Here is a 17,777-nt window from a genome sequence, read left to right on the forward strand (position 1 = left end):
GTCTCGGTTAAGTCTCATCGCTTGTCCTTTTCTTGGTCGAAAACGCAAGTTAGAAACCTAACCATCCCTAGAATTCACTTTCTAGGGATTTTTTTGTTTTCAGCCTAGATCGGATTTACTTGACGATGAGAATCCGCGTTGAATATGATTCATATATTGCCTTGTTTGGTTCGTTGAAAGAAACATGGAAGGGGGTTAAACCGAAAATACAAGGTGATAAATTAATTGTGGAAATTCAGGACTCAACAGCCTTGTCTAATGGTGAACGGGATATTATTGTTTTCCTTGCTATGTTAGAACGAGCGAAGAATGTTTTAAATAAAAAGCAGAATATTTTAATCATTGATGAAATTTTTGATTATTTGGATGATGCCAATTATACTGCCGCATACTACTATATTTTGGAATTTATTTACAAATTGCAACGTGAGGACAAGACCATTTATCCAATTATAATGAGTCATTTGAATCCTGATTTTTTTGATCATTTTCCGAAAGATTCGTTGCGAGTTTACTATTTGAATCCTCAATCTGTACCAACTTCATCTGAAAATATTTTGAAAGTATTAAGAGTGAGAGAATCTAAATTAGGACAAGGGGACGACTATATTTCGAAGTATATGTTGCATTTCTATGATCCATACGACGATTCAATCAATGATTGTTTGAAAAATGAATTGAAAATTTGGCAGGGAAAAATACTAAATTTTAAAAATAGTTGTAAAAAACAAATGGATGCATATTTAAAAGGTGAATCTACTTATGATGCCGTCGCCGTTTGTATTTGGTTAAGAGAGTGTATTGAACGATACGTATATGATCGTTTGAATGTAGAATTGCGTAAACAGTTTTTTGATGGTCCTCAGGCTGAGGGAACTCGTAGTAAATTGATTTTTGCTGAACGACATGATGTTTCGTATCCAAAATCATTTTCAATATTGGCTCCTATTTACAATGATCCTCTGCATATAGGAAAAAGTGGTGAGACAAAAGATCTTCGTCAAACACTCTTTTCAAGACTACACAATAATACAATTCGTGGAATGATTGAGAAAATTGCTAATGGTATTGAATTGGAGTTTTAAAAATCGTTACTTCGTACATTTTTTACGTTACTAAAGGCCAATAAAACTTTTCAGATAAGATGCAATAGAAGAAATATTTCCTAAGGTTGTTATAATGTCAGATTTGCGAGAGTTTTCGTTGATTTGATTTACTTTTTGTTGTAGGTCTTGCAGCATCTTTAGCGCCTTAGCTCTATCAATCTCAACGGAATCCTTCGTCTTTTCATCTTCAGCCCTAACGAAAATGATATCCTTGTTTTTCTTGAAGGAATCTTTCGCCCGTTGAACATATTCTTTATCGACAATTTTTAGACAAAGACGGTCGTAATTAAGACTTTCTCTGCCATTCCTTTTGATGAATTCCACATCTTTTACAGTGACGAGAGAAGAATTAATTCTCTTGAATAGCGTAGGAGCAACGTTCAATTCCTTAATTGTAATTCCAGCTTCTTCTGCAAGGCGGATGATAAGGGATGTTCCCTTTGGTCCCTCACCAGGATAACCCGAAGTTAATCCGCTTTTGATAAAAACAACGAGGTCCTGATCTTCAAAGCATAACATTAGGGCGTGATAATTTTCGCAAGTCAGGATTGTCATGTCCACAATTTTGCGACTACCATAAAGACGTCTCATAAAGTCGTCAATGCAGTATTGAGTCGCACTTGTAGAACCTTCGTATTTAATATCAATGCTATATAAACCGAGAGAATCGTTGTTAAATATCATTTGCCCCTCCCTTACTGGCCTGAACTTTCTTTCATTTCTTCTTTTCGGACTTTTTCTGCTGTCAATTCAGGATTCCTAAGTTCAAATACAAGTTCATCCACATGTGTGCATGGGTTTTGTGTACTCGGCGCATCTACGGAATCTTTGTGATTCTTCTTAAGGGCATTTGCCCTTGCAAAGGCATCGGCTTCGCTTCCAAGTGTTGTTACATGTTCGTAGATTTTCTCATTGCCTTTGGAATAATCATAGAGGGCATTCGGAGCGGTTTTGTGCAGTTCATTGCGGATGGCTTTTTCGAGTAAATCACAAAGGTCTTTGCGGTTCGTTCTTTGAGTAACGTCTCTGAAATGCAGCAGCAACCACAGTTCAAAACTTTCGTTTGACCAAGCGCAATTGATCTTGTGTTCCGTGGCTTGTTGGATGGCTTCGTCAAAATCAGGAAATTCGTCCCTATCGAAGACTACCCAAACTCGGTCGTATTCCTGGTGGTTGTATTTTATTTGACGATAAACTTTGCCGACAAGCGCTGTCGTCGATTTTCCTTTGCCCTGTACAGAAACTTCTATGTTGAACCGGTTTGACTTTTCGAGTTCCGTTTTGAGCGCATTGAAATAATTTGGTTCTGTTTGTGTGCCTTCGGTTGCAATCAAAAACGTGAGCTTTACAAATCGTTCCTTCTTTTGCGATTCTAGTTCAACTCGTTTGGCATGCAGTAGCTCTTCCTGTGCAATTTCCTCTAATGAGAGTTTTTTCATCTTAACTCCTTAAGAAAGGTATTGCGCCATATTTACCATTTATATAATCCTTTTCATAAACACGATCGTTTCTGATTTTGTCGCCGTTCTGTTCCCTGATGTCGCTCAGTGGATAAATGTCCGTTGACTCGTCGTTTCTGTCTTTTTCTGCAAACCAGATTTGGTCTCGTCGTAATATTTTATTGCTTAAAAGGTTTGTATCGTGTGTTGCAAAAATCAGTTGAGCTTTGTTTGGGTTGGTTTCCGGAGAATTGAATGTCTCAATAATCTTTCTTGTTAATAACGGGTGCAACTTTGCATCGAGTTCATCAATGACGAGTGTATAACCGTTTGCCAATGTGTCCATAATAGGACCGGACATATTGAGTATTTTTTTTGTTCCTTCAGATTCCATCTCTTCTACAGAGAAAAATTGTTCTGTAGAGGATCCGTCGTTTAAATGAACCATGTGCCCAGATTTTAAAAAGGGAGTCTTTGAATTAGGATATTTTTTTAATAAATCTTTTCTTAAATCTTCAGGGAAATTAGGGGGAAACGTGTCTTCGAAATTCAATTCTGTCTTTTTCAGACTTGAGAATCCCAAATCCATACTCCCTAAGAAGCTTTTCGCCTTGGCTGATTCGGGTGAATCTTTTGTGATATAGTCTATGGAGAAAAATTTAAAATCCTCATCATTTATTCCAGAAATGATGTTGAAATGTTGAAACCAGTTCATGACGGAATAAGATGTTTTTCCATTAAAGTTGGCGACCACAGAAAGGAAAAGTTTATTGTCTGTGGTCATTTCTTCTTTACCTTTGCCTTCCGCGAATTTGTCATCTACTCCTATTCCATTTTCGTTGCGAGTGAAGAGTAGTTTTTCTTTCCCCTTGGTGGCGTCATAAAGCCATTCTTTCAATATTTTTTTTGCATTATACTCAAAACCGTAGCGGTATATTTTTGATTCTATAGTGCATACAACTTCAAAATGAGTGGGCTCTTGGGAGTATGCTTCATCTAGTTTAAATATGTCGGTTTCAAGATCTTCTGTGGGATTCGTTTTTATAGAAGACAACAATAGGCTTTTCATAGCCATCATGGCTGTAAGAAGATTGCTTTTGCCGCTAGAGTTGGCTCCGTAAATGGCCGTAACGGGCAGAATGCTTTCGCTACAGTCTTCGCGCACAAATTCCTTGAGTTCTTGGATGGAGGCCGCCCTCATGGAAAAGGTCTTGTTCTCTTTAAATGATCGGAAATTGCCTACAGTAAACGATAAAAGCATTAGTCATCATCCTTGAATTTTGAGAGATTTTCTCAAAATTTATATTATTTTTGCGTAAAAATCAAGGTTTTGTCTTGAGAAATGAGAAAGAGTTTCAAAATGAAACAATACTTGCTTTTTTGTTCAGTATTGAAACGTGGTAACCGCCAAAGTCGCTGTTTTAGTTCCGAAAAACCGTGATTTCGATATTTTTGATTGTTGGCATGGAATTTGCATTAATGATGTCGAATAAAACAATGGTGTTTTATTCTAAATGCAAGGAGAAAATAAAATGGCGACAAATCCACCGTCAGGTGACAATCATAGAAATGGGGCGGTTCGTTCTCGTTCGCAAACCTTTAATCCTAAAACAGGCCTATATATTAAGCGAAATGCTGAAACAGGTCGATTTATGGATGCAAAACAAAACGGAACTCCGTTTAAAGGTGTGAGAAAGGAACGTTAATTTCAACGCAAAGAGGGACTTGTTCAGACCCTCTTTTTTAGATGAGATTATATATTCCCCGCGAGCAGTCGCTCTATTTCCACACGATATCTTCTTCAGCCTTGCGGTACACTTCTGCAAGGTTGATTTTCTTTTTAGGTTTATGAAATAGCAAATTGGTAGCACCCAAAGAACGGCATTTCTGATGTTCCTTAGGTGCAGTTTTTATTTGCCCCTCGCCATTCAGGATTCGCGATACATGGCTTTTAGATATGCCGGAGAGTATTTCTATTTCGCGAACGGTAAAACCCTGCGTTTGCAATAGTTGCAAGTTGTCTGGAGCTTTGCCGACGAATGATTTATAAATGTTTTTGAGATAGTCACATTTGATGTTTGCGTCGCTGAATGTGATGTCGGCCTTGATGATTTTTCTTAAATCAGCGGGGCAGGGCAGTTTTTTGTTCAGGTTAATAATTTTTTGGAAGAGACGAGAGTTTCGTCCAGCAATTTTAAACTTGGTCAGGAAATTGTTTAGAATAGATTCCGCAATTTCTTGCAAATCGTCCTGGGAGTATCTATTGAAATCAACAATGGAATCGAAACGGCGGGAAAGCGCCTTGTCAAAATGCTTGAAAAGGTTCGTCGTGGCGATAATGGTAATCTTTTCGTTGAGGTTGTCAAATCCCTTGAGGATTGCCGACGTGGCACGGCCCATTTCGCGAAGGTCCTGGGAGCTGGTTCTATCAAGGGCTATGGCATCGATTTCGTCGAACAGAACAAGAATTTTTTCAGGGTGCGCGAAATGATTCAGTTCATCGAACAGTGCTGCGATGTTCTTTTGCGTTTGCCCGAGTTTGCTGTTATTGCGTCTCGGGTTTTACAATGTACATCGCTACACTTGTCTATCTCACCTGTACTTGCATGCTTCTATTGACCCGGGAGCCATTGTTGGAAAGGCCGCGGATATTCACCAGGTAGGAGCCTCTGCTATAGTCATTCAGGTTCACAATGGCGGAGCCGTTTACGGAAACGATGGACTTGGAAGTCATTAGGTGCTTTCCACTCAAATCCGTCACGCTGATAGAAACATTGCGGGGCAATCCGTAAAGATGGACGATGTTGTTCTGGATGGCGACATGGAATGTTTTTTGGTTCAATGCGGCAACGGATGTGATATCGCCATCCTCATCGGGTTCTTCTGTTTCGGTAATTACGCCGGGTTCCGGATCCTGTGCGGATACTGCAGCCAATTTCTGGGTAACGCCGATCTTGCGGGAATAGGTATCGCCGGCATTGTCCTTCAGGGTAAAGGTAATGTAGCCAACGCCTGCAAAAGTGTCGGACAGTTTCACGGTCATCTTGGATCCGCTTACAGTTGCTGTGACACCGCTTGGAATATTGCTCAAGGTATAAGTTCCGCTGTCATAGCCCTTGGTGTATTGGGACAAATCAATTGTCTGGGTTTCGCCTTTTTCGAAGGTGAAGTTTGCGCGGGCAAGCCATTCCAGGTAGCGTTCCAGTTCCGTCCAGCCATCGCCGAGACGATCCTTGTTGGCGTCGCTGAAGTCTCCCTTTGCCGAAGCTGCGTTCAGACCGTACATATTTTCCCACCAGTCCGGAAGGCCGTCAGCATCGGAGTCAAAATCATTTGCCATGCTTACGCTAGGATAATTTTCCAGGCCGCCCACGTCGCTTTCGCGATCAGGGATACCGGGCTTCTTGCCTACAGAACCTGTGTACTTGTAGGTGCCGGTCTTGACTTCATTAATGATGCGAGAGTCGTGATCGTCGATGACGGTGCGGTTTAAGCCTACGTCGCTAAGCACGTCCTTGTAGGCTGCTTTTGCGCTATGGATGGTGGCGTAGGAATCAAAGTAGGGCTTGTTGACGAATACAGTCCAGTTTAGCACCTGCTTATCGTACTTCTGGTATTCGCGACCGCAGTTGTCGTTGGTGCCATCGCAGGTGAAGGAACCGTTAGCAGCCTGTAGAATGTTGTTGTGGTAATAGTATTCCTGGGTTCCGCCGCCGGTACCTTCCAGCTGGGCACGCAATGTGTAGCCATGCAATGTGGTGGCTGCCCCTTCCTTATAGTAATTGCCTACGAAGTTCACGTTATGTGCGCCACCATCAGTAACGCGGTCAATCCAGTTGTAAACCACATTGTTGAAAATGTCCAGCTTGCCGGCGTAATTTCCTGCGGCATCCAGGCCACCGCCCATGCTCCAGTTGCGGCCATCATTATGAGCCAGCAAGTTGTGATGGAAACTGCCGACGTCGCCCCCGATGGTAGCGGCATACCCGTGGGCCGTACCTGCAGGATAATTGGGGTGGCCTGCAATATTCAGCGCTTCTGAAATGAGGGTGCGCTGCAGCGTGATGTTCTTTGCCCCACGGCTGCTGAACGCTTCGTCGGTAGTCCAGCTGATGGAGGAATGGTCAATAATGCTATGGTTTGCGCCTGTGATTCCCATGCCGTCAAGGCCGCGGTTCTGTTCTTCGGTAGTGCTTGCAAAACCGCGGCGAACACGCATAAAGCGGACAACGCAATCGTTACCGGTAATACCGAAGGGAGCGCCTGTAATGGTGATGCCCTTGCCGGGTGCCGTCTGGCCTGCTACAGTCACATAGTTACTGCTCAGCACCAAACGGGATTTCAAATTGATAACGCCTGCCACCTTGAAAACGATAGTGCGGGGGCCGATATCGTTGGTAACAGCTTCGCGAAAGGAGCCTACGCCGGAATCATTCAGGTTGGTAACATAGACGATTTTTCCGCCGCGGCCGCCCACTGCATTGCGCCCATAACCTTCAGCACCTTCAAAAGCCAAACGCCCGATGCGGAATTTCCAGACATCGCCCTTGGTGATGGTGCCGTTGGCATCCACTTCGTCAACGCGCCAGAAATAGGAGTTTAGAGGATTCGTTCCAGTGACCTTGAATGTTGTTTCGGTTTGTTCGCCTTTGTATTCTGCGCTCTTTGAAGTTGCTGCAAGTACTGCGGCTGAATCGGTACCGAAATAAACCTGATGTTTCTTTGCGGAAACTGCTGCCGTCCAGGACAAGGTCAAGTCCCCATTATTGTGGGCAGCATGATCGTTTAAATCAGCAGGAATCGGGCCGGAAGATTGTGCTGCGGAATTGGGAACATTCAAGGCGAATCCGTTAAGAGTCACGTTGCGAAATGTTGCGTTGGATGTGCTGGGAACGAACTTGATGGTGGCGCTGCCTGCAAAAGTTACCTCAAAGGAAACGTAGGCTGTTGCAGCGTTCTCTGTGGTGAGGGCTCGATTGGATGGCTTGACGGTTATCTTTTTTGTCCCGTTGACGTAGACATCAATATTGCTGTAGTTAAAGGCTTCGGGCGCGTCCACATTATTCAAGTAGGCGAGAAGGCTGTGAGTTCCTGCAGAAAGTCCAGAGAATGTAAGGCTGATTTCTCCGCCGGAATTTCCGCCATCTACGGTGACGCCATCTCCAACCAACTTTGCGTAATAGGGCGACTGGATAGAAGCCTTGTACCAGTTTGTTTTTAGAGCAGTTCCCGCACTGCCCTTGTTTATGGTAATCTTGACTCCACTTAAAGTCGTGTCTTTGGAGATCGCCCCGGTAACTACCCAGGGGATGTAATTGCCCTCAGTGACTTCGGAACTATTTCGACCACTCTGGTCAAAATCTACCTTGATAGTAGGTGTTGCTGCAATGGCGGAAGCGGTTCCTGCCACAATCACGAATTTACCCAATCCAAACATTTTGCACTCCCAAAAATCCATTTCATTTGGAATTTTCTTCAAAAATATTTTCGGTCACTGCAAAATCGTATCCCTAATAAAATCAAAGAGTTGTCTATAGACTACGCGTTGTCGCTGGACAACAGAAAAATTTTGTTGAGGTGTACATGTGCGGTAATACCGAGTATCTTTAGGTTTGGGAAATCCCGGAAAATGGTGTTTGGGTTCCCAAGGGATGTTTATGAAAAGGTTTATGGTGTGTGCAGGCCTTACGCTTGTAATGGGTTTTGGTGTTGCAAACGCAACTCGTCAAATGGAAAATCTGGATCGCGGCCTGGTGGCTGTGAAGACTAGCGGGGGCGTTTACCTCAGTTGGCGCGTTTTGGGTACCGACGGCAACACCACTGGTTTTAACCTCTATCGTGATGGCGCAAAAATCGCAAGCTTCGATGGAAAAGCCGCCAGCAATTATACGGATGCTCAAGGTACAAGCGCTAGTAAGTATTATGTACGCCCGGTTGTGAACGGCGTTGAAAAATCTGCAGACAAGACTGTCTCTGTGTGGGGTTCCCAGCAGCTGGTTGTTAATCTGGATCGCCCCGCGGGTGGTTCCGATTATACTTACAGCCCTAACGATATCGCCGTAGGTGATGTAGATGGCGATGGCGAATATGAACTGATTTTGAAGTGGGATCCTAGCAATTCCAAGGACAATTCCCAGAAGGGAAAGACCGGCAACGTGTTTGTGGATTGCTATAAGTTCAATGGCAAAAAACTTTGGCGCATTGACCTAGGCGTAAATATTCGCGCAGGTGCTCACTATACCCAGATTCTGGTGGGCGACTACGATAGCGATGGCAAGGCTGAAGTGGTCATGAAAACAGCCCCTGGCACAAAGGATGGTTCCGGCAAGTACATTAGCAAGGGCGCTGCCGCCAGCGAAACAAACCACACCAAGGATTACCGCAATTCCAACGGCTACATTCTGGGCGGTAATGAATATTTGACTTTGTTCAATGGCGAGACCGGTGTGGAATTGGCTACGGTCAATTACAATCCCGCTCGCGGAACAGTTTCCAGCTGGGGCGATTCCTACGGCAACCGCGTAGACCGTTTCCTGGCAACTAACGCCTATTTGGATGGACAGAAACCCAGCATGGTTTTCCAGCGTGGTTACTACACCCGTATGGCAATTGCCGCTTACGACTGGGACGGAAAAACTTTGAGCCAGCGTTGGTATTACAATGCCGCTACCAAGGGCAGCGAATGTTACGGCATGGGCAATCACAATCTTTCTGCAGGTGATGTGGATGGTGATGGCTTTGATGAAATCATCGAAGGTGCCTGCGCCATCGATCATAACGGAAAGTTCATGTACCGTACCGGCAAGGGTCATGGCGACGCCATGCACTTGGGCGACTTGGATCCGGATCACGAAGGCCTTGAAGTATGGGAAGTTCACGAAGAAAAGCCCTACGGATACGACCTGCACGATGCCCGCACCGGAGCAATCCTGTGGAGTTCCAACAGCGATGCTGATAATGGCCGTGGCCTCGCCGCCGACGTAGACAGCACTAGCCGCGGTTATGAAATGTGGAGTACTGCCGATGGCAACGTATATTCCGCAAAAGGTAAAGTTCTGGGAAGTCGCTACTCCGTCAATTTCCGCATCTATTGGGATGGCGACCTTCAGGATGAACTTTTGGATGGAAACAAGATTAGTAAGTGGAATTATTCCAGCAAGAAGTTTGGTGACTTGGTGACTTTGGAAGGCAATAGCTGCAATTCCACTAAGGCAACTCCCAACTTCAGCGGAGACCTTTTCGGTGACTGGCGTGAAGAAGTCATCCTTCACGATGGCGCTTCCAAGCTCTACGTTTATACCACGACAATTCCTACCACACATCGCCTTTATACTCTTGCCCATGACCCGATCTATCGCTTGGGAATGAGCTGGCAGAATACCGCCTACAACCAGCCGCCTCATCTCGGCTTCTGGCTGGGTGCTGGTGTCGACAAGGCTCCTACTCCGGACATTATGCTGGTGGGTGGCGAAGCTGGTCCTAGAATTCCTGCCATCCAGAAACAGGGTGCAGGCTCTAGTTTCCAGACCATTATGCTGGGCGACGCCATTACGGAATACGCCTTCGGTTACAGCAACTGCGATGGTCTTACCATCACGGGGTTGCCTGATGGTGTGACTGCAAAGCTGGATGCCACAAATTCCCGTTATGTCATTAGCGGTACTCCTACAAAAGCAGGTGTTTACGAAATCAACATTGTTACCAAGGGTGGTTCCGATGAAGTGGATCCCGCCACACGCACAGCAAGCATTACGGTTCTTGCAGAAGCAAAGATTGAAAATTCCGCAGTGAGCGTTTTGTCCAGCATAGAGGCAGGTGTCCCCACTGATGGCGTTGGCGTTTGCGAAACAACTAACGGTGGCTTTGTTGGTGACTGCTACTTCAATTTCGACAACATTGTTACCAGCTATGGCATCTGGAATTTGTATTCTCCCTCTGCCCAGGAAGGTGTCACTCTGGTTCTCCGCTATGCCCACGGCAAGACGGATACCCGCAAGATGGAACTGTTCGTCAATGATGAAAGCTATGGTGTCGCCACATTCCCGCCTACCGCAGATTGGACAACCTGGGATTCCGTGGCAATCAAGATTTCACTGAATAAGGGCGTGAATGTTCTGAAGTTGCAATCTGTTTCAGAACAGGGCGGCCCCAATATTGACCAGCTTGAATTTGACATGAAGGGCATTGTGCTTGCAACTGACGAATCCATCGTGGATGAGGATCCCTCTGAAGATTCTTCCGAAAATCCCGGTGACGATTCTGCCGGTGAAAAATCCGACGATTCTTCTGATGATTCGGAAGACCCGCAGGTGATTGCAAACTCCCTGCACTTACAAAATGCAGGAATGGCTCAAGTTCAAGTATTTGATCTGCAAGGGCACCGCGTAGCGTCTTTCAATGCAGAATATGCTGGTGAAGTTCTAGATGCCAAACCTCATATGAGTGGACGTCCTAATGGAATCTATTTCCTGCAGGCAAAAGTGAATCACCAAGTTTTGCGAATGAAAATGATTCACAATAAATAGGCACGAATTATTTTCTGCAGTAACTAATCAACGTCGTCCCAAAAGACAGTGCGGTAAGCAATAGGCCTGCCAGCACTGTTCCGTTCCAGCCCCAGAGTGTCCAGAAGGTTCCTGCCAGGAATGTTCCGAGGGAACCGCCAATGAAATAGATGGTCATGAAGATGGTGTTCATGCGGCTGGTGGCTTCGGGGCAAAGTTTCATCACGGAACTTTGGTTGCCCAGCTGGATAAACTGCATGCCGATATCGATGAGGATAATGCCTACGACGATGGCGGCGTAACTGGAATTTCCGAAGTAGAAGGTTGCCCATGCGGCTGCCATCAAAAGGCTTCCGGCGTTGCAGAATTTTTCTACACCATAACGCTTGATGTACTTGCCGATGCGAGAGGCTGTTAATGCACCGGCGATACCGCAAAGTCCCAGAAGTCCAACAGCTTTACTGTCCTGGAAGAACGGCGCTTGCTTCATTCGGAAAGCGAGACATGCCCATAGCGCAAGAAAAGACCCGAAAGCGAATCCGGAGCGGATGCTGAAAATTCTTGCCTGAGGGAATCGGAGGAAAAGTTCCCCGATGGATTTCAGCATGGTGAAAAATGTGCCGCGATAGGTGGTGGGTACGTTGGGCAATGCCTTGAATACGATGGCGGTAGATATTAGCATCATGGCGGCTGCAATCAGGAACATGCTGCGCCATCCGAACCATTCCCCAATAAGACCGCTGAACACGCGGGAGGCAAGAATTCCTGTGAGGAGTCCGCTCAACACCATTCCAGTTTTCAGTTCCCTTTCGTCGGGTTTCGAAAACAGCGAAACCATGGGAATAAAAATCTGCGGCGTCACGGAGCAGATGCCTGTTACAAAGGAGCCTGCCAGAAGCATTCCTGCGTTCTTGGAAAAGTAAATGGTAATGAGGGCGAAAATCAGCAGGGAAAAATTCACCAGTACAATGTGGCGGCGGTCAATCATATCGCCCAGCGGTACAATGAAAAGCAGGCCTAACGCATAACCTACCTGTGTTAAAACCGGCATGAGATTCACATGAAATTCCGAAAGACCCATGTCCATGCGGATCATGTTCAGCAGGGGCTGGCAATAATAAATGTTTGCCACAGAAATGCCCGCCATAATGGCAAGCATCAAAGTCAAGGAGCGGGGAATTCCTGCATGTGCTTTCAGTTCGTACATTGTGCGACTTGGTACTGGTTCGCTGCGGGTCTGAGCGATTCGTTACGGACACCGCACCAGCACTTTTTTCTTTTGTAAGAAGTCAATGCATTCTTCGGCGGAGGCCTTGCTGGAGTCGAAAAGGAAAATGCGGCCGCCATCGGGGCTGCCCATTTCCTTTAGCTTCATGATTCGTACATAGCCCAGTTCCTTGCTGGCTACATAACCGGTAACGTATTCCGGGTCGTCGCTGATGCAAAGTTCTGCAACCATGCCGGGGGCGTTTGCCACCTTTGTTGCAAGAACAATGGCTTCGTTAAAATGATTCTTATTGGTGGAAGCGGTTCCGCAGGGCTCCCGGTCGTCAACAGCGTTAGTCTGCAGTGCATCCATGTAGGTGGCGCGAACCCCACGTTCCTTGTTGGGTTCCAGACGTTCACCGGTGCGGATGTCGTACAGCATGGCTCCACGCATGGAATAAGTAGCACGGAGAAGTTCCGGCAGCTTTTCGCGGACGCCTGCAGCGGCTTCTCCCACAAGTTCAAAAGCCTTATCAAGGCCTTTCTGCCAAGTATTCACATCGATGCGGGTAACGGGCAGCGCATCCAAAATCTGGATGTCTTCTTCGGCCACCTTTTCGATCTTGATGTTAATCTTGTCTGGATCACCTTTAGAATGAGTCATGGCGCGGCGTACCATAGCCTGGCAAACGTATTCTACAGCATCTCGAGATACGATGCGTTCTGCACCGGAAATATGTTGCTCGCGAATATTGCGGCTGCCGTCTGCACCAGTTTCTTCCACATCCTGGGAAGCACGCATTTTCAAGCTGTAGTAATCCATAAATCTTTACTCGTGGAATTCGTCGTCGCTGACGGGGCCAGGTTCGCACTGACCGATCATCTTGATGGCTTCGCATATGCGGTCCACTTCGGATTCGCTGGTAATGAGGGGCGGCATGGTGTAAACGTAATTGCAGAAGGGACGGAGCCACACCCCAGTTTCCTTGATGACGCGGAGGATGTCGTCGCTGGTGGGAATAGCCTTCAGTTCCAAACAACCGATGGCTCCGAGAACGCGAACGTCTGCGGCGTTTTCCAGGTTGCGAAGCGGTTCCAAGTTGGCGCGGAGTCGCTTTTCGATGGCGGCTACGCGGGATGCGTAATCACGATTTTCAAACAAGTCCAGGGAGGCAATTGCTGCGGCGCAGGCCAGCGGGTTTGCCATATAGGTGGGGCCGTGCATGAATGCGGAAATCTTGCTGTTGGTAATGACGTCGGCCACCATTTCAGAAGCGACACATGCGGCCATGGTCATGTGACCGCCCGTAAGTGCCTTGCCGATAGTCATGATATCCGGCAGCACGTCTGCGGCGCAATCTTTGCCCGCGGCACCCGGGGTACCCCAGGCGTGTTCCATGCCCCAGCGGGGGCCGGTACGGTAAAAGCCTGCGGCGATTTCATCAAAAATCAGCAGAATGCCTTTTTCGTCGCAAAGCTTGCGCAGTCTCTTCAGGTAGCCTGCGTTATAAAGCCACATGCCGTTTCCGCCCTGGAAAACAGGTTCGCAGATAATGGCTGCAATTTCGCCTTCGTGTTCCGCAACCACCTGCTCCATAGAGGCGAAGTCGCGGTCGTCCCATGGTTCGTCAGCGCGGCAGTTAGGGCGTTCCGCAAAATAATGCTGAGGCATGATACCGCGGAAAAGAGTATGCATTCCATCGGGATCGCTTAAGGCCATGGCTCCTGCGGTGTCGCCGTGATAGCCTCCCTTCAACGCCACCAGCTTGCATTTTTCAGGATGGCCCTTGGCGAACTGGTACTGCACTGCCATCTTGGCGGCGCACTCCACAGAAATGCTTCCGGAGTCGGCGTAGAAAATCTTGTTCAGGCCCTTGGGCAAAAACTTCACCAGACGTTCGCCCAGTTCGATGGCTGGCTCGTGGGTGAAACCGCCAAACATCACATGGCACATCTTTTCGCTTTGCTTGCGAATGGCTTCAACAATTTCGGGGCAGTTGTGACCGTGGGCTACACACCACCAGCTAGAAACGGCGTCAATCAGTTTTAAGCCGTCAGCGGTTTCGATGGTGGTTCCCTGTGCGGAACGTGCCAAAAATCTGGCCGGCGTGTTGCGTAATGCTGCATAAGGATGCCACAAGTGACCCGCATCAAATTCAAGAAGTTCGCTGGCGTTTTTCATACCCTAAATTTAGAAAATAAAGCGGTGCGTTATGGGTGCCGCTTAAGAGGTTTGCTAACTTTATGAAGTGATGAAAATGAATTCCTTTTTTAAAGTGGCTGGCCATGTTTTCGAGGTGAAGTTGAACGACGATGCTTCGCCTTTGTTCTTCGCGTCGATGGATAACTATGCTCCCTTTAAATTGGAATCTGTAGACGGTTTGCCATTAGCATTCTCGCTGGAAATTTTTACGGAAAATGTACGGGTTGATTTTGTCGAAGAGACGCGTCAGGTCGATGAAGGGCAAGAAATCATCTGCGGAAAAAATGCTGAAAGTTTGCCGACATTTGAATTTCTGTTGGGTGGAAAATCTACTGGAGTACTCGTTTGTCATGACGAATTTCAGAGCGGTTCGCTTTATGTGAATGGAACTTTGCCCGCTCATTTTCAAAAGTTCGCCTTGAACAATTCCCTGATGGTGCTGTATGCGTTGGCCACGTCCTGCAAGAATACGGTGCTGTTCCATTCGGCAGTAATTGCTCGTGAAAATCGAGGCTACATGTTCCTTGGGAAAAGCGGAACAGGAAAGAGCACTCACGCGAGAATGTGGTTGCGTCGATTCAGTAACGCTGATCTTTTGAATGACGACAATCCTGTGGTCCGTCTTGAAGAGGATGGCGTTTGGGTCTACGGAACGCCTTGGAGTGGTAAGACTCCCTGTTATAAGAATAGCAGGGTTCCGCTGGCGGGAATAGTAAACCTGAGTCAGGCTCCGCAAAATAAAATTCGCCCCATAAAGGGAATTGAAGCCTATATGGCTCTGGTGGTGAGCATTTCTGGAATGCGTTGGGATAAGAAAGTGGCCGATGGCCTCCACGCTACAGAAAACCGCCTTGCCCAGGAAGTAAAAATGTTCCATCTGGAATGCCTTCCCGACGAGAATGCGGCCGAAGTTTGCTACGGCGCCTTTACCGAGGTTTCTGCGCAGTGAACATTACGGATGAAGTTATTATAGCGGAAGCGATCCGCCTTGTAGAAAGTGGCGTGAGCGTAACGTTCCCGGTGAATGGTCGTAGCATGTTGCCCTTTATTGTGGGCGGCCGCGAAAAACTGGTTCTTGTAAAACCCGAAAACCTGAAGGTGGGCCATGTGGTGCTTGCCTTTGTTGAGGGGAACCGTTATGTGGTTCATCGGATTGTGAAAATCAGTGGTGAGAATGTAACGCTGATGGGGGATGGCAATCTGGCTTTTGGGGAACGTTGCAAGTTGTCAGATGTAAAGGCCCAGGCCATCCGTGTGGTGGATGAACAGGGGCGTCACCGTTCGCTGATTTCCAGGTGGAGTCTTTTTTGTGCGAAGCTTTGGGCTTTGTGTTTGCCTATCCGCAGATACCTTTTAAAAATTTATCTTATAACTCATAAAGTTTGACTGTACTTGAGGACGTAAAATGAAAATCAAGAATGGCTTTGTTCTTCGCGATGTGTGCGGCGAAAAGGTGATTATGGGCGAGGGCCTCGGTGCCCTGGATTTTGGTCGTCTGCTTTGCCTGAATGATACCGCTGCTTTCTTGTGGAATGAAGCGTCGCAAGGCGAATTTACTGTGGATAGTCTGGCTGAAAGACTCTGCCAGGAATATGAAGTTTCCGAAGCTCAGGCCAAGGCCGATGTGTCTGCCATTGTAGCCCAGTGGCAAGAGGTTAAAGTCGTCGAATGAAATATCTGACTTGGTTGTGGCGCAATTCAAGAGGCGAACGCATGAACATGTGCGCTCGCGTCATGGCTGGCGTTTTCCAAGTGGCTTCGGGCTTGCTTACGATTTGGTTGAGCAAGACCTTTATCGATGTGACGATTCATGAAGGCTCCAATCATGATGTTGCCGTGATGGTGATGTTCCTGGTGGGAACCGTTGTGGCTGGCGTTTTGTTGCGACAACTGAATTATTATCTGGGTATCAAGTCTTGCACTCGTGGTGTTAACCGCTTGCGTGCGGTTGTCTTTTCAAGGATTTTTTCGCGGAAACTTTACGGCAAGGAAACCCTTCATTCTGGTGATGTGGCGTCCCGCGTCATGAAGGATGTGGAAACCATTTGCGATGTCACTTTTGATAAGTTGCCGCAAATGGCGGTGACTTCGATCCAGCTGGTGGGTGCCTTTTTGCTGATGCGCTGGTTTGATCCGCGGTTGGCTTGGGCCTTGCTGTTGACGACTCCTTTTGCATTGGTGCTGGGAAAAATGATTGCCCGCCGTCTGCGAAAGATGACTGCAGAAATTCGCGAAAGTGAAAGCCGCGTTCAGATGCATGTGCAGGAGTGTGCCGAGAATGACGCTCTGATCCGTTCCATGGTGAGCGAGGGATTTGTGGGCGGACTGTTGAACAATATGCAGGACTGCTTAATGGGGCGCGTTGTAGTCCGTAGCCGTTTTACGGTGATTGTCCGTCTGCTGATTGGCTTGTCTTTTGGGCTTGGTTATTTGCTGGCCTTTGTGTGGGGCGGTATTGGACTGCGAAATGGAACAATCACTTTTGGCGTGATGACTTCGTTCTTGCAATTGGTAGGTCAAATTCAGCATCCCATTTTTAATTTGCTGAATTCGGCTCCTCAGTTGATTCATGCTACGGCAAGTATTGACCGTGTTGATGAAATTATTGAAAATCGTCTGACTCAGGAATCCGCTAACCTTGACCGAGTGCAACACTCAATGGAACCGTTCCCTTCTGCAGGTGTCCGCTTTGAAAACGTTTCCTTTGCCTATGACGATGACGGTAGAAAAGTTCTAGAAAATTTGAATCTTGATTTTAAGCCTGGCAGCAAAATGGCGCTGATGGGTGAAACCGGTATTGGAAAAACCACACTCTTTAGAATCATGCTTGGTCTTGTAAAACCTGACGTTGGCAGGACTATTGTTTATTCAGGGAGCCCGGATCCTCGGGAAGTTTCTGCCGATGAATCTACCCGAAAAAATTTTGCTTATGTTCCTCAGGGTAATTCGCTGATTAGCGGTTCTCTCCGCTTGAATATGCAGATGGCAAATCCTGCGGCAACTGACCAGGAAATTTCTGCGGCGCTGCACATTGCCTGCGCAGATTTTGTAAATGATCTGCCTGAAGGTCTTGATACGGAATTGGGTGAACGGGGCTATGGTCTTAGCGAAGGTCAGGCGGAACGTATCGCCGTTGCCCGCGGTCTTTTGCAAGGCGGATCCATCATGTTGCTAGATGAAATTAGCGCCGCCCTGGATGTGGATACCGAAAAGGAAATGTTCCGCCGCATCTTCGAGGCGTTCCCGCAGAAGACCATGATCTTTATTACGCACCGTGAAGAAGTCTGCAAACTTTGCGATGGCGTGATAAGGCTGTAAC

14 protein-coding genes and 1 pseudogene are annotated in these 17,777 nt (G+C 46.9%); 7 read left to right on the top strand and 8 right to left on the bottom strand.

Going from position 1 to position 17,777, the window contains the following annotated elements:
- Positions 1 to 125 precede the first annotated feature (125 nt).
- Positions 126 to 1,085, top strand: coding sequence for a hypothetical protein (locus BUB94_RS03395; RefSeq protein WP_139260115.1), 960 nt, complete (start codon positions 126 to 128; stop codon positions 1,083 to 1,085).
- Between the two features lie 30 nt (positions 1,086 to 1,115).
- Here BUB94_RS03395 and BUB94_RS03400 read toward each other — a convergent pair whose 3' ends face one another.
- Genes BUB94_RS03400 through BUB94_RS03410 form a run of 3 tightly spaced genes read right to left on the bottom strand, consistent with a single transcriptional unit; the run spans position 1,116 to position 3,806 of the window.
- Positions 1,116 to 1,790 carry a hypothetical protein gene (locus tag BUB94_RS03400; RefSeq protein ID WP_073234255.1) on the bottom strand — a complete coding sequence of 225 codons (675 nt, stop codon included), beginning with the start codon at positions 1,788 to 1,790 and terminating at the stop codon, positions 1,116 to 1,118.
- 11 nt (positions 1,791 to 1,801) lie between these two features.
- Positions 1,802 to 2,545 (bottom strand): RloB family protein, encoded by a 744-nt coding sequence (locus BUB94_RS03405; protein ID WP_073234257.1) that lies wholly within the window; start codon positions 2,543 to 2,545, stop codon positions 1,802 to 1,804.
- Between the two features lies 1 nt (position 2,546).
- Entirely contained in the window at positions 2,547 to 3,806 is a 1,260-nt protein-coding gene (locus tag BUB94_RS03410; RefSeq protein WP_073161140.1) for an AAA family ATPase, read from the bottom strand.
- 203 nt (positions 3,807 to 4,009) lie between these two features.
- Between BUB94_RS03410 and BUB94_RS03415 the strand changes: the two genes are divergently transcribed.
- On the top strand, positions 4,010 to 4,237 hold the full coding sequence (locus tag BUB94_RS03415; protein ID WP_175547688.1) for a hypothetical protein: 228 nt from the start codon (positions 4,010 to 4,012) through the stop codon (positions 4,235 to 4,237).
- Between the two features lie 87 nt (positions 4,238 to 4,324).
- Here BUB94_RS03415 and BUB94_RS03420 read toward each other — a convergent pair.
- Both BUB94_RS03420 and BUB94_RS03425 read right to left on the bottom strand, forming a co-directional pair.
- A pseudogene (locus BUB94_RS03420) lies at positions 4,325 to 5,074 on the bottom strand (AAA family ATPase); the annotation flags it as partial.
- A gap of 58 nt (positions 5,075 to 5,132) precedes the next feature.
- On the bottom strand, positions 5,133 to 7,982 hold the full coding sequence (locus BUB94_RS03425; RefSeq protein WP_073234266.1) for a T9SS type A sorting domain-containing protein: 2,850 nt from the start codon (positions 7,980 to 7,982) through the stop codon (positions 5,133 to 5,135).
- 214 nt (positions 7,983 to 8,196) lie between these two features.
- Between BUB94_RS03425 and BUB94_RS03430 the strand changes: the two genes are divergently transcribed.
- Entirely contained in the window at positions 8,197 to 11,070 is a 2,874-nt protein-coding gene (locus BUB94_RS03430; protein ID WP_371585318.1) for a rhamnogalacturonan lyase family protein, read from the top strand.
- 7 nt (positions 11,071 to 11,077) lie between these two features.
- On the opposite strand, the gene BUB94_RS03435 is transcribed toward BUB94_RS03430, so the two are convergent.
- The 3 genes from BUB94_RS03435 to bioA are packed head-to-tail and all read right to left on the bottom strand — an operon-like array spanning position 11,078 to position 14,437.
- Entirely contained in the window at positions 11,078 to 12,256 is a 1,179-nt protein-coding gene (locus BUB94_RS03435) for an MFS transporter (RefSeq protein WP_073234269.1), read from the bottom strand.
- Positions 12,257 to 12,298: 42 nt separating this feature from the next.
- Complete coding sequence (locus BUB94_RS03440; RefSeq protein WP_073234272.1) at positions 12,299 to 13,078, bottom strand: 6-carboxyhexanoate--CoA ligase; 780 nt, start codon at positions 13,076 to 13,078, stop codon at positions 12,299 to 12,301.
- Between the two features lie 6 nt (positions 13,079 to 13,084).
- A complete protein-coding gene (gene bioA / locus BUB94_RS03445; protein WP_073234275.1) occupies positions 13,085 to 14,437 on the bottom strand; it encodes an adenosylmethionine--8-amino-7-oxononanoate transaminase in 1,353 nt (450 codons plus the stop codon).
- A 76-nt stretch (positions 14,438 to 14,513) separates the two neighbouring features.
- Between bioA and BUB94_RS03450 the strand changes: the two genes are divergently transcribed.
- The 4 genes from BUB94_RS03450 to BUB94_RS03465 are packed head-to-tail and all read left to right on the top strand — an operon-like array spanning position 14,514 to position 17,776.
- A complete protein-coding gene (locus BUB94_RS03450) occupies positions 14,514 to 15,407 on the top strand; it encodes a hypothetical protein (RefSeq protein ID WP_199505679.1) in 894 nt (297 codons plus the stop codon).
- Complete coding sequence (locus tag BUB94_RS03455; protein ID WP_199174011.1) at positions 15,404 to 15,844, top strand: S24/S26 family peptidase; 441 nt, start codon at positions 15,404 to 15,406, stop codon at positions 15,842 to 15,844. Before BUB94_RS03450 ends, BUB94_RS03455 begins: the two co-directional genes overlap by 4 nt.
- 19 nt (positions 15,845 to 15,863) lie before the next feature.
- On the top strand, positions 15,864 to 16,130 hold the full coding sequence (locus BUB94_RS03460) for a PqqD family protein (protein ID WP_073161133.1): 267 nt from the start codon (positions 15,864 to 15,866) through the stop codon (positions 16,128 to 16,130).
- On the top strand, positions 16,127 to 17,776 hold the full coding sequence (locus BUB94_RS03465; RefSeq protein ID WP_073161132.1) for an ABC transporter ATP-binding protein: 1,650 nt from the start codon (positions 16,127 to 16,129) through the stop codon (positions 17,774 to 17,776). Before BUB94_RS03460 ends, BUB94_RS03465 begins: the two co-directional genes overlap by 4 nt.
- Position 17,777 lies beyond the last annotated feature (1 nt).

This window comes from Fibrobacter sp. UWH9, assembly GCF_900129715.1.
GTDB lineage: Bacteria > Fibrobacterota > Fibrobacteria > Fibrobacterales > Fibrobacteraceae > Fibrobacter.